General features: G+C 74.8%; 13 protein-coding genes and 1 pseudogene. 3 read left to right on the top strand and 11 right to left on the bottom strand.

Annotated elements, in window-relative coordinates; all coding sequences use genetic code 11:
* Positions 1-43: 43 nt before the first annotated feature.
* The 8 genes from rplM to pyrF form a co-directional block, all read right to left on the bottom strand.
* The gene (rplM, locus tag ACME2J_RS12805; RefSeq protein WP_495545309.1) at positions 44-481 is read right to left on the bottom strand and encodes a 50S ribosomal protein L13; all 438 of its coding nucleotides are present in this window, start codon (positions 479-481) and stop codon (positions 44-46) included.
* A 135-nt stretch (positions 482-616) separates the two neighbouring features.
* A complete protein-coding gene (locus ACME2J_RS12810) occupies positions 617-1,456 on the bottom strand; it encodes a hypothetical protein (protein ID WP_495545310.1) in 840 nt (279 codons plus the stop codon).
* Between the two features lie 80 nt (positions 1,457-1,536).
* Positions 1,537-3,129: a glutamine-hydrolyzing GMP synthase gene (gene guaA, locus ACME2J_RS12815; RefSeq protein WP_495545323.1), complete on the bottom strand. Its 1,593-nt coding sequence runs from the start codon at positions 3,127-3,129 to the stop codon at positions 1,537-1,539.
* An 85-nt stretch (positions 3,130-3,214) separates the two neighbouring features.
* Positions 3,215-4,465 carry a GuaB3 family IMP dehydrogenase-related protein gene (locus tag ACME2J_RS12820; protein WP_495545311.1) on the bottom strand — a complete coding sequence of 417 codons (1,251 nt, stop codon included), beginning with the start codon at positions 4,463-4,465 and terminating at the stop codon, positions 3,215-3,217.
* Between the two features lie 173 nt (positions 4,466-4,638).
* The gene (locus ACME2J_RS12825) at positions 4,639-5,601 is read right to left on the bottom strand and encodes a 1-phosphofructokinase family hexose kinase (protein ID WP_495545312.1); all 963 of its coding nucleotides are present in this window, start codon (positions 5,599-5,601) and stop codon (positions 4,639-4,641) included.
* A complete protein-coding gene (locus tag ACME2J_RS12830) occupies positions 5,598-6,863 on the bottom strand; it encodes a D-alanyl-D-alanine carboxypeptidase family protein (RefSeq protein WP_495545313.1) in 1,266 nt (421 codons plus the stop codon). The genes ACME2J_RS12825 and ACME2J_RS12830 overlap by 4 nt, the downstream gene beginning before the upstream one ends.
* Positions 6,860-7,189, bottom strand: a complete 330-nt coding sequence (locus ACME2J_RS12835) for a LysM peptidoglycan-binding domain-containing protein (RefSeq protein ID WP_495545314.1) — start codon at positions 7,187-7,189, stop codon at positions 6,860-6,862. Before ACME2J_RS12835 ends, ACME2J_RS12830 begins: the two co-directional genes overlap by 4 nt.
* A gap of 57 nt (positions 7,190-7,246) precedes the next feature.
* Positions 7,247-8,332, bottom strand: a complete 1,086-nt coding sequence (pyrF, locus tag ACME2J_RS12840) for an orotidine-5'-phosphate decarboxylase (protein ID WP_495545324.1) — start codon at positions 8,330-8,332, stop codon at positions 7,247-7,249.
* A 53-nt stretch (positions 8,333-8,385) separates the two neighbouring features.
* Between pyrF and ACME2J_RS12845 the strand changes: the two genes are divergently transcribed.
* Positions 8,386-8,526 (top strand): hypothetical protein, encoded by a 141-nt coding sequence (locus tag ACME2J_RS12845; protein WP_495545315.1) that lies wholly within the window; start codon positions 8,386-8,388, stop codon positions 8,524-8,526.
* Here the strand turns inward: ACME2J_RS12845 and ACME2J_RS12850 are convergent.
* The 3 genes from ACME2J_RS12850 to ACME2J_RS12860 form a co-directional block, all read right to left on the bottom strand.
* Entirely contained in the window at positions 8,513-9,142 is a 630-nt protein-coding gene (locus tag ACME2J_RS12850) for a non-canonical purine NTP pyrophosphatase (protein WP_495545316.1), read from the bottom strand. The two genes, ACME2J_RS12845 and ACME2J_RS12850, sit on opposite strands and share 14 nt — an antisense overlap.
* The gene (gene murI, locus ACME2J_RS12855; RefSeq protein ID WP_495545317.1) at positions 9,139-10,008 is read right to left on the bottom strand and encodes a glutamate racemase; all 870 of its coding nucleotides are present in this window, start codon (positions 10,006-10,008) and stop codon (positions 9,139-9,141) included. Before murI ends, ACME2J_RS12850 begins: the two co-directional genes overlap by 4 nt.
* Positions 10,009-10,085: 77 nt before the next feature.
* Positions 10,086-10,313: a hypothetical protein gene (locus ACME2J_RS12860; RefSeq protein WP_495545318.1), complete on the bottom strand. Its 228-nt coding sequence runs from the start codon at positions 10,311-10,313 to the stop codon at positions 10,086-10,088.
* A 212-nt stretch (positions 10,314-10,525) separates the two neighbouring features.
* Between ACME2J_RS12860 and ACME2J_RS12865 the strand changes: the two genes are divergently transcribed.
* Both ACME2J_RS12865 and ACME2J_RS12870 read left to right on the top strand, forming a co-directional pair.
* Entirely contained in the window at positions 10,526-11,257 is a 732-nt protein-coding gene (locus tag ACME2J_RS12865) for a zinc ribbon domain-containing protein (RefSeq protein WP_495545319.1), read from the top strand.
* Positions 11,254-11,725, top strand: a pseudogene (locus tag ACME2J_RS12870) (hypothetical protein); the annotation flags it as partial. The gene ACME2J_RS12865 and the pseudogene ACME2J_RS12870, both read left to right, overlap by 4 nt.

Consider the following 11,725-nt stretch of genomic DNA (forward strand, 5'->3'; position numbering starts at 1 on the left):
GTCTCCTCCGGGGTCGGCTCGTCGTTCGGGGTGTTCTCGTCGGTCATCGGGAGGTGAGCTCCATCGGCTGCGGCTTCTGCGCCTGGTGAGGATGGTCGGGCCCGGCGTAGACCTTGAGCTTCGTCAGCTGCTTCCGGGCGAGGCGGTTCTTCGGCAGCATGCCCTTCACCGCCTTGCGGATGACCTCCTCCGGCTGGCGGTCGATCATCTCGTTGAACGTCCGCGACCGGAGGCCGCCCGGATAGCCGGAGTGCCGGTAGTAGCGCTTCTCGGAGCGCTTGTTCCCGGTGACGACGACCTTCTCCGCGTTGATGACGACGACGAAGTCGCCGGTGTCGACATGCGGGGTGTAGTCGGGCTTGCCCTTGCCGCGAAGGGCGTTCGCGATCTGGGTGGCGAGCCGGCCGAGCGTCTGCCCGGAGGCGTCGACGACGACCCAGTTGCGGTCTCGAGTGGCGGCGTTGGCGACGTAGGTCTTCATAGGCGTGGGAAGGCCACGCGGCAGGGCGCGAGGCGACGGAGAAGCATAGGGGATCGCTTCGGTCGGCGCGGTCCGCCGTCGCATCGGAAGGCGGTCGGGGCCGAGGCACCGGGCGTCCGCCGGCCGGCGCCCTCCTCAGCCGCGGTCGACGGGGAGCGCGATCGTCGACGGAGCCGTCGCGAAGGGCGGTGAGGCGGCTGCGACCGGGGTGTGGACGCCGCTCGCCCGGACCGGGACGACGACGGACACCCCGCCGGGCGCGGGCGCCGTCGTCACGGCGCCGGACGCGCCTGCCGCCGACGCGACGGCGATGCGGGCCATCCGCTCGCCGTCGAGGTCGAGGGCGATGTCGAAGCGCAGGGCGCTCGCGTCGCGCGGCGGCGTCATCGCCACGGGAAGGACGACGCGCGTCACCCCGTCCTCGCCGCCTCGGCGCACCTCGAGATCGAAGAGGAGACGCCGTCCGCCGTCCCCGGCGGCGTCGGCGTGGACGGCGCGGACCGTCGTGCTCGGTGCGACGACGGGCGAGGCGCCCGTCACCGGCGCCGCGGGAGCGGGTGACGGCGCGGGCGCCGGCGACGGCATCGGCGCGGTGGTCGGCGCCGGATCCTCGGCCGGTCCGGAGCCCTGCGGTCGCGGCGTCGTGCGCCGCGGCGTCCCGGACCCCTCTGCGGGCGTGCGCCCGCCGGCCGCATCGCCCCGCGCATCGCGGCCGGAGGCGCCGGGCGACGCTGCCGTCGCGCTGCTCGCGCGCCCCGCCGCCGTCGTGACGGTGCGCGCCGCGAGGCGGGGCGGCGACGTGCGCGCGGCCCGTGCGGGGGCCGACGGGAGGCGGACGGTCGCGGCGCGGTCAGCGGCGGGAACGGCGGATTCCGAGGCAGGCCCGGACGTGAGGAGGCTCGCGAGTCCCCAGGCGACGAGCACGGTGAGCGTCGCGTACACCCCGAGAACCCAGACTCCGCGCCGCCAGGTCATGCGTGCTCATCGGCAGCGGCCGCCCGGACTTGAGTCGGTCATTCGACGTAGACGGAGGCCCGGTCCTTCCCCGGCCGGGCCTACTCCCACTCGATGGTGCCGGGCGGCTTGCTCGTGATGTCGAGCACGACCCGGTTCACCTCGCGCAGCTCGCCGATCATGCGCGCGGCGATCGTCTCGAGGAGGTCGTAGGGCAGCCGGGCCCAGTCGGCGGTCATCGCGTCGTCGCTCGTGACGGCGCGGATGACGACGACGTAGCCGTAGGTCCGCTCGTCGCCCTGCACGCCGACCGTGCGGACGTCGGGCAGGACGCAGAACGACTGCCAGAGGTCGCGGTAGAGCCCCGCCTTGCGGATCTCGTCCTGGAGGATGTAGTCCGCGTCGCGGAGCAGGTCGAGCCGCTCCTTCGTCGCCTCGCCGCCGACGACGCGGATCGCGAGCCCCGGACCGGGGAACGGCTGGCGCCACACGAGGCGCTCGGGAAGCCCGAGCTCCGTGCCGACCGCGCGCACCTCGTCCTTGAACAGCGCCCGCAGCGGCTCGACGAGCTCGAACTCCAGGTCCTCCGGGAGCCCGCCCACGTTGTGGTGGCTCTTGATCGTCGAGGCGCCGGTGCCGCCGCCCGACTCGATGACGTCGGAGTAGAGCGTCCCCTGGACGAGGAACTTGGGCCCCTCGCCGTCGGGGTCGTCCTTCACCAGCGCGGCCGCCTCGTCCTCGAAGACGCGGATGAACTCGGTCCCGATGATCTTGCGCTTCTTCTCGGGATCGCTCACCCCGCGGAGCTTGTCGAGGAAGCGGTCCTCCGCGTCGACCGCGACGAGCGGCACCTGGAAGTAGTCGCGGAACGTCTTGATGACCTGCTCGCCCTCGTTCTTGCGCATGAGGCCGTGATCGACGAAGACGCAGGTGAGCTGGTCGCCGACGGCGCGGTGGACGAGGAGCGCCGCGACGGACGAGTCCACGCCGCCGGAGAGCCCGCAGATGACCTTGCTGTCCCCGACCTGGTCGCGGATCCGGGCGATCTGCTCCTCGACGATCGAGGCCGCCGACCAGGTGAGGTCGCACCCGCAGATGTCCGCGAGGAAGTTCTTCAGGATGTCCTGCCCGAAGGGCGTGTGGACGACCTCGGGATGGAACTGGATGCCGTAGATGTCGCGCTCGGTCGACTCGAACGCCGCGACGGGGGACGCCGTCGACGAGGCGAGCCCGGTGAAGCCCGGAGGCGGCGCGTAGACCGTGTCGCGGTGGCTCATCCAGCACGGCTGGGTGTCGGGCGTGCCGGCGAGCAGCCGGCCCTGCTCCCCCACGGTGAGCTCGCTGCGCCCGTACTCGCCGACTTCGGCGCTCTCGACCGAGCCGCCGAGCGCCGAGGCGAGGAGCTGCATCCCGTAGCAGATGCCGAGCACCGGGATGCCGAGCTCGAGGAGCTCCTTCTCGAGGTTCGGCGCGTTCGGCGCGTACACGGACGCGGGGCCTCCGGAGAGGATGAGCCCCTTCGGCTTGCGCCGCGCGACCTCCTTCGCCCCCACGTGGTGCGGGAGGAGCTCGGAGAACACGCCGCACTCGCGGACGCGACGGGCGATGAGCTGCGAGTACTGGCCCCCGTAGTCGAGGACGACGACCTCGTCGACCGGACGCGGGACGTCGACGGGCGCCGACTCGTCGGCGATCTCCGTCGCCGCCGTCGCCTCGGTGGTGATGCTGTCGGATGTCACGTGCGCTGACCGCCGCCTCGGGCCGGGGAGCGGGGCCGGCCTAGGAGCCGGACCCCGCGAGGGTCGGGGTCTTGTCGCCGCCGGACGCGCCCTGCCCGTCGCCGGGACCGTGTGCGACGGCGGCGGCGCCGCGCGACCCCATGCCGACCTGCTGGGCGCTCTGGAGGAGCTTGCCCTCGGTCATGAGCGCGGGAGCGACGAGGACCTCCGCGCGGTTGAACTCCGCGAGGTCCTGGTGCCCGCACGTCGCCATCGACGTGCGCAGCGCGCCCATGAGGTTGAACGTGCCGTCGTTCTCGTGGGCCGGACCGACGAGGATCTCCTCGATGGTGCCGTTCTGGACCGTCTGCACGCGGGCGCCTCGGGGCAGCGTCGGGTGGAACGTCGCCATGCCCCAGTGGAAGCCCCGGCCGGGGGCCTCGTGCGCCCGGGCGAGGGGCGAGCCGATCATGACGGCGTCGGCGCCGCAGGCGATCGCCTTCGAGATGTCGCCGCCGGTCCGCATGCCGCCGTCGGCGATGACCTGCACGTACTCGCCGGTCTCGAGGACGTGCTGGGAGCGGGCCCCCGCGACGTCGGCGATCGCGGTCGCCTGGGGGACGCCGAGCCCGAGGACCCCGCGCGTCGTGCACGCGGCGCCGGGGCCGACGCCGACGAGCACGCCCGCCGCGCCCGTCCGCATGAGATGGAGACCCGTGTGGTAGCTCGCGCAGCCGCCGACGATGACCGGCACCTCGACCTCGCGGATGAACTCCTTGAGGTTGAGGGGCTCGGTCGTCTTCGAGACGTGCTCGGCAGAGACCACGGTGCCCTGGATGACGAGGACGTCGAGCCCCGCCTCGAGGGCGATCTCGTAGTACTTGGCGACGCGCTGCGGGGTGAGCGAGGCCGCCGTCACGACGCCCTGCTCCTTGATCTCGCGGATGCGCTGGGCGATGAGCTCGGGCTTGATCGGCTCCTGGTAGATCGCCTGCATCTCGCGGGTGGCGACCTCCTTCGGCAGCTTCGAGATGCGCTCGAGCTGGTCCTCGGCGTCCTCGTAGCGGGTGAAGATGCCCTCGAGGTTGAGGACGGCGAGGCCGCCGAGCTTGCCGATGATGCCGGCCGTCCGCGGGGAGACGACGCCGTCCATCGCCGAGGCGAGGAGGGGGATCTCGAAGCGGTAGGGCCCGAGCTTCCAGCTGATGTCGACGTCGTCGGGGTCGCGCGTGCGCCGGGAGGGCACGATCGCGATGTCGTCGAATCCGTAGGCGCGGCGGGCCTTCTTCCCGCGTCCGATCTCGATGTCCATAAGGGGGCGATCCTAGGGGCGAGGGCTGACGAAAAGACCCCGCGCAGGCGGGGTCGAAGATGCGGTGAGACGTGCTGTGAGGCGGCAACTCACTGGCCCAGGGCACGATAGCACCGGGCCAGGACGCCGACCCCACCGGCGCGGACCCGGACGGCCGCGCGGGCGCTCCCTCGTCAGGAGACCTCCGCCGACGCGGGGAGATCCTCGACCTCGACGTCGGCGAAGAGCCTCTCGACCTCGCGTGGCTCGATGAGACCGGCGCCGAGGCGCGTCGTCGACTCGGCGCCGCACGCGACGCCGAACCGGAGGCACTCGTGCATCTCGCTGCCGCCGTAGCGGGCGGCGACGAACCCGGCGAGGAAGGCGTCGCCGGAGCCGACCGTCGCGACCGCCTCGCGCGGCTCGACGTGCACGCGGGTGATGCGCCGCTCCCCGGTCGCGTCGAGGAGCGCGGCGACGCACCCGTCGGGGGCCGTCATGATCGCCTCGCGCGCCCCGAGCTGGAGCATCTCGCGCACGGCGATGACGCGGTCCTCGTCGTCGTTGAACTCGTGGCCGACGAGCTCCTCCGCCTCGAGGACGTTCGGGGAGATGACGTCGGGCTCGGCCCGCACCGCGTGGCGGAGCGGGTCTCCGTCGGTGTCGACGTAGACCTCGACCTCGAGCCGGCGCAGCTCGCGGATGAAGCCCGCGTAGACGTCGGCCTCGACGCCCCGGGGGAGCGAGCCGGCGAGGACGACGATGTCGGCGCCGCGCGCGAGGTAGAGGAGCTTGTCGCTGAAGATCTCGAGCTCCGCGGGGCTCACGGCCGGCCCCCGCTCGTTGATCTCCGTCATGACGCCGTTCGTCGGGTCGTGGACCGCGGTGTTCGTCCTCGACTCCTCGCGGATCCGCACGAAGTCGTTGAGGATGCCCTCGGCGGTGAGCTGCTCGACGATCCGCGTGCCCGTCGGCCCGCCCGCGAGCCCGGTCGCGATGACCGGCTGCCCGAGCGTCTTGAGCGTCCGCGCGACGTTGACCCCCTTGCCGCCCGCCATCGTCGTCTGCTCCACGGTGCGATGACGACGGCCGAGCCGGAAGCTCGGCACGCTGAGCGACTTGTCGATCGCCGCGTTGAGCGTGACGGTGATGATCATGCGATCTCGGTTCCCTCCTCCGTCGTCGCTCCGCGGCGCCGACCCGCGAGACGCCGGCGCAGGAGCACGAGAAGGAGGCTACAGACGACGAGCGCCGCGATGAGGATCTGCGTCGCGGGACGACTCACGAAGTCCTCGAGACGGTCGGTGGCCGTCGCCTCGGCGACCTCGCTCACGGTGACGAGCGGGACGCGGTCCACGACGCGATCGCGATAGCGCACCTCGATGGTGCCGACCCGCGTGCGCGCCGGGAGCGGGCCGTCGAGGACGTCCGGCGCGCCGACGACGCGCGTGCGCAGGCGCTCGTCGCGGCGGGTGATCCGCGCGGAATCGCGCGACGCGACGAGCTCGACGGACTCGTCGTCGCGGAAGCGGAGCGTCGCGCGGCCGAACGACTCGCCGGTCGCGAGGGCGCGCGTCACGCGATAGCGCGAGAAGCCGTAGCGCAGGAGGGCCGCGGAGTCCTTGACGCGCGCCTCCTCCGTCGGCTCGCCGAGGACGACGCTGACGAGGTTGACGCCGTCGCGCGTGCCCGAGCCGACGAGCACGTAGCCCGCGCGGATCGTGCGGCCCGTCTTCACGCCGTCGGCGAAGTCGTGGCGGCGGACGAGGAGGTTGCGGTTCTCGATCCGGCGGACGCGGCTGCCGGTGCGCAGCGTCGCGTCGGGACGGTTCATCGTCTCGCGGGCGAAGGCGTCCTGCCGCAGGACGAGAGCGAGCTTCGCGAGGTCCGACGCGGTCGAGTAGTTGCCCTCCGAGTCGAGGCCGACCGGCGTGGAGAAGCGCGTGTCCTCGAGACCGATCTCCTCCGCCTTGCGGTTCATCATCTCGACGAACTTCGCGCGCGATCCGCCGATCCGGACGGCGAGCGTCACCGCCGCGTCGTTCCCGGAGGCGATGAGGAGGCCCCGGACGAGGTCGCGGACGCTCATCCGCTCGCCGGGACGGAGGCCGATCTGCGACTCGACGGGAGCCGGCCGGTAGTCGGCGGCGACGAGGACGTCGTCGAGGTCCGCCTCCTCGAGCGCGACGAGCGCGGTCATCATCTTCGTCGCCGAGGCGATCGCCCGGCGCTCGTCGGCCTCGCGCTCGTAGACGATGTCCCCGGTCGAGGGCTCGACGAGGATCGCCGCCTCCGCGGAGATGCTCGGCGGCTCCGAGGAGGAGCCGTCCTGCGCGGAGGCGGGCGCGGCGAGAGGGGCGCCGGCCGCCGCGGTGGCGAGGACCGCGGCGAGCGCCCGGGCGAGCGGACGCGTCCTCACGGGCGGAGCTTGATCTTCTGCCCGGCGCGCAGGGACTGCGGGTCGAGGTCGGGGTTGAGCTCGAGGAGCCGCTGGAGCGAGACGCCGGTCTCCTCCGCGATCGCCGAGAGGACGTCGCCCGACTCGACCTCGTAGGTCTTGGGCTCCTCGTCCTCGTCGCTCTTCTCCTCGTCGCCCTTCTCCTGCGTCGTCGTCCGCACCGGTGCCTGCGTCACCGTCGGCTCGTCGTCGTCCGCCGTCGTCGACTGGATCGTCGAGAGCACCGCGATGAACGCGAGGACGAGGGCGAGCGGCGCGAGATAGCGGGCGGGGCTCCGGTGCGGCACGGGTCGAAAGGATAGGTCGAACGTCGCAGTTCCGGCTCGGCAGCGGCACGGCGGCGCTCAGACGAGCTCCCACGCGGCGGCCCGCAGGCGCTCGGCCTCGGCCCGCGCCGCGTCCGCGGCGGCACCCGGGGGAGCCCCGGCGCGGGCGGCGGCGTCGACGATCGACCGGGAGGCGCTCACGAGCCCGGCGGCGCGGCCGGGCGCGAAGACGGGTGCGAGGTCCTCGACGCGCCCGCCCTGCGCGCCGATGCCGGGGAGGAGGAAGACCGCGGCGGGCATGAGCTCGCGCATGCGCGCGACGTGCTCGGGGGCGGTCGCCCCGACGACGGCGCCGACGTCGGCGAGCCCGCTGCGCGCGCTCGGGGCGCCGGCCCCGCGCCCCAGCCCGTCGACGAGTCCCGCGACGTGCTCCCACAGCCTCCCGCCGCCGGAGAGGACGAGGTCCTCGACGTCGGCGGCGCCGGGGTTCGAGGTGCGCACGAGGACGAAGAGGCCGGCCCCGGCAGGCCGGGCGACGTCGAGGAGCGACCGGACGGTGTCGACGCCCATGTAGGGCGCCGCGGTCACCGCGTCGGCGCCGAGGCCGTCGACCGGCCCGAACGGCGTCTCCGTCGTGCCGACGAGGGCCTGCCCGTAGGCGGTGGCGGAGACGTCGATGTCGCCGCGCTTGCCGTCGGCGAGGACGAGGAGCCCGCTCTCGCGGGCGGCCGCCGCGACGGCCCCGAGCGCGGCGCGGCCCGGGGCGCCGAGCCGCTCGAAGCACGCGAGCTGGGGCTTCACCGCCACGACGGAGGCCCCGACGGCCTCGATGACGGCCGCGCCGTGCGCCGCGACGGCCGCGGCGGCCCGGACCGCGGGAGCGTCCGCCGGACCGCACTCCCCGAGGACGGCCGCCGCAGCGCGCGAGGCCATCCCGCCGCCCGCCGGATCGACCTGGTGCGCCTGCGGCCACAGGCGCAGCGGATCGGGATCGAGGCCGAGGACGATCTGCGACTCGCGCGCGGCCACCCGCTCCGCGAGTCGATCCCCGAACGGCTCGACGGGAGGAGCGGTCAGAGCTCCGCCCTCGGCGACGTGCTTCTCATTGCGACCTCCTCGGCGGCGGGCAGGACGGCGGGCGACGCTAGCAGCGCTCTCGGACAGGCTTGCGGGGCATCGAGAGGCGCTCGCGCCGGGTCCTCTGCGAGCATCCGCGCGTGCCTCTGGACCGCATCGCGTGGCTCGTCACCGTCGGCGTCTGCGCCGTCACCGTCGTGCTCCTCCTCGTCTCGGGCTACCAGGGGTACGCCGCCGTCACCGGCGCCGTCGGCCTCGCCGCCGCGGTCAACCTGCGCTGAGGTCGCGGCTGCCGCCGCCTGCCGCGAGCCAGTCCACGAGCGCGCGCGCCGCGCGGCCGCGGTGGCTGATCGACGCCTTCTCCGACGCGCTCAGCTCGGCCATCGTCCGCGGACGTCCGTCCGGTCGCGCGGGATCGCGGGCGATGGCGTCGTCGGGGACGAACGCGGGGTCGTAGCCGAAGCCGCCGTCGCCGCGGACGTCGGGGTCGAGCGTGCCCGTGCAGCGCTCCTCGACGACGTGCTCGACGCCGCCGGGCGCCACGTACGCGATCGCGCACACGTACGCGAGAGCGCTGCCGGCCGGCGCCTCGCGCAGGAGCTTGCGGAGGTTCTCCTCGTCCGTCGCGTGCTCCCCGGCGTAGCGGGCCGAGCGGACGCCGGGGGCGCCGCCGAGCGCCGCCGCCTCGATGCCCGAGTCGTCGGCGATCGCCGGGACGCCGAGGGCGGCCGCAGCCGCACGGGCCTTGCCGAGCGCGTTCTCGGCGAACGTCGCGCCCGTCTCGGGCGGCAGGACGACCTCGTCGGGGAGGACGAGGATCTCGTGCGGCGCGAGGAGACCCCCGAACTCGCGGACCTTGTGCTCGTTGCGCGTCGCGAGGACGAGGCGCACGGTCACCGCTCGAGGAGGGTCGGGGCGCCCTCGAGGTCGACGTGGGCGACCGGCCCGAGCGGGAGCTGGAGGAAGCGCGTCGCGAGGGCGCGGAACGCCTCCGGATCGCCGGTCGCGAGGAAGCGGTAGTCCCCCTCGCCCTCGCGCAGCGTGTGGAGGTCACGGGACCGGAGCGCGTGCTCGACCTGGCGTGCGAGCGCCGCCCCCGAGCTGACGATGCGGACGTCGCGGCCGAGCGCGCGCTGCAGCATCGGGCGGACGAGCGGGTAGTGCGTGCAGCCGAGCACGACCGTGTCGACGGCAGCCTCGCGGAGCGGCGCGCAGGCCTCGCGGACGACGCGGACGAGCCGCTCGCCGAAGATCTCGTCGCCGGCCTGGATGAGGGGCGCGAGCTGCGGGCAGGCGACGGACGTCACGGTGACGTGGGGATCGGCCGACGTGATCGCCTGCTCGTAGGCGCGCGAGGCGATCGTCGCGCGGGTGCCGAGGACGCCGATCCGGCCGCTCCGCGTGGACGCGACGGCCTGGAGCGCCTCCGGACGGACGACGCCGAGGACGTCGACGCCGAGCGTCGTCTCGAGCATCCGCGCCCGCAGTGCCGCCCCGGCGGCGGCGGTGGCCGAGTTGCAGGCGACGACGAGCAGCTTGACGCGGTGGCGGACGAGCTCCTCGGCGATCTCGAGCGCGAACCGCTCGAGCTCGGCGGGATCGCGGTCGCCGTAGGGGAACCGCGCCGTGTCGCCGAGGTACACGAAGTCCTCCGAGGGGAGGGCGACGAGCAGCTCGTGGAGCACCGTGAGGCCACCGACCCCCGAGTCGAAGACGCCGATCGGTCGGTCGCGGGGGGCGGGGGCGGCGCGGGGCTCGGTCACCGCCGGCGAGTGTACGCGCCCCCTGCGCCGTCCGCCCGCGAGCGGACGGCGCAGTCCCGCGCGGGGCGCGACGCCGGTCACGGCTTCCCGACGCTGTCGATCGCGTCCTTCAGCTCCTTCACGATCTTCGCGGCGATCCCGTGGTCCCCGCCCTTGCGGCCCGCGGCGACGACCGCCGCGAGGACGCCCGCGACGAGGAGGATGAGCGCGACGTACTCGACCGTCCCCTGCCCGGCGGGGTCGGCGAGTCGCGTGCGGAGGTGGTGGAGGCGGGCGTGGGCGAGCCCCATCTGGCGGTAGACCATGTCGTGCGTCCCTTCGGATCGATGTGCGTGACGCCGTGTCTGCGGCGAGGCGTCGAGTGAACGCGAGGGCGTGTGACAGCGAAAGACGCCCGTGTGGAGATCGGCCGGAGGAACGCCGGAGACGGAGCGCACGGGTCGCCCGGGGGAGGCATCGCCGGGAGCTCCCGTGGGTATAGTCGGCGCTCGGCGCCGTCTCCACGGCGCCGCTTCGCATGACCGGACCGCTCACACGTCTGCGCGCCCCCGCCCGGGCCCTCGGCGCCCGCCTCCGCCGCCTCCCCGCCGCGGCCGGCCGGCTCCGTCCGGGCTCCTCCGCGCCGCCGCGCATCCCCGAGGCCGCCCCCGCCACGGGTCCCGCCGGCGTCGACCTGACCGAGGGCCAGGCCGCCGAGCAGCCGGGCTTCCGCGAGCGGGGTCGTCTCCGTCGTCGGCTGCGCTATCTGCGCCGGGTGCGCGAGCTCGGCTTCCGCGACCTCGGCGGCCTCGTCTTCGACCTCCACCGCTTCGGGCGCCAGGGCGACCACCTCGTCGCCCAGAAGCTGCAGGCGCTCGCCGCGGTCGACCAGGAGCTCCGCGCGCTCGAGCGCGCCCTCCAGGACGAGCGCCCGTTCCACGAGCTCCGCGAGCCCGGCATCGCCGCGTGCCCCCGCTGCTCGGCGATCCACGGAAGCGACGCGCGGTTCTGCCCGGCGTGCGGCGCCGGCCTCCGCGGGCCGCAGGCGGTCGCCGAGGTCGGCGACGCCGGCGGCGCGGCGATCGCGACGGCGCCGGCCCCCGGAGCGGCGTCCCCGCCGGCGCCGGCGAGCGCCCCGGACCCGGCGACCCAGCAGACGCGGGCGATCCCGGTCGTCGAGCCGGGCTCCTCCTCCCAGGATGGGACGACGACGGCTCCGGCGGCCGGCGGCGACGCCGCGGAGGACCTCCCGCCCGGCTCGACGTCGTGAGCACGCCGCTCCCCCCCGCCGTCGACCCCGAGGGCACCCGCTCGCCCGGCCCGATCCGGTGCCCCCGCTGCTCGGCCACGATCGGCCCCTACCAGGACTGGTGCCTCGAGTGCGGGGCCCCGGCGCGGACGCGCCTGGCCCGCACGCCGAACTGGCGCGCGCCCGTCGCGGTCGTCACGGTCGTCGCGCTCGTGGCGGGCATCGCGCTCGCCGTCGCGTTCGCCGCCCTCACCGACTCCGACGAGGACGTGCCCGGCACCGAGCCGGCGCCGACCGCCGCCTCGACCCCCGCGCCGCCGGGCTCGCCGGCGGCGCCCCCGGTCTCGATCCCCGCCGCGCCGGCGGCTCCCGCCCCCGGCGCGACCACGCCAGGAGCGCCCGCGGCACCGGCCCCGGGGACGCCGGCGCCGACGACGCCCGCGCCGACCGCGACCGCACCCGCGGCTCCACCGGCGCCCGCGACGACCG

Source organism: Paraconexibacter sp., from assembly GCF_059438195.1.

Excerpts from the sequence above, each read along its gene's own strand:
- ACME2J_RS12810 (WP_495545310.1), bottom strand. The coding sequence starts at position 1,456 with ATGACCTGGCGGCGCGGAGTCTGGGTTCTCGGGGTGTACGCGACGCTC.
- ACME2J_RS12820 (WP_495545311.1), bottom strand. The coding sequence starts at position 4,465 with ATGGACATCGAGATCGGACGCGGGAAGAAGGCCCGCCGCGCCTACGGA.
- rplM (WP_495545309.1), bottom strand. The coding sequence starts at position 481 with ATGAAGACCTACGTCGCCAACGCCGCCACTCGAGACCGCAACTGGGTC.
- ACME2J_RS12825 (WP_495545312.1), bottom strand. The coding sequence starts at position 5,601 with ATGATCATCACCGTCACGCTCAACGCGGCGATCGACAAGTCGCTCAGC.
- ACME2J_RS12860 (WP_495545318.1), bottom strand. The coding sequence starts at position 10,313 with ATGGTCTACCGCCAGATGGGGCTCGCCCACGCCCGCCTCCACCACCTC.
- ACME2J_RS12865 (WP_495545319.1), top strand. The coding sequence starts at position 10,526 with ATGACCGGACCGCTCACACGTCTGCGCGCCCCCGCCCGGGCCCTCGGC.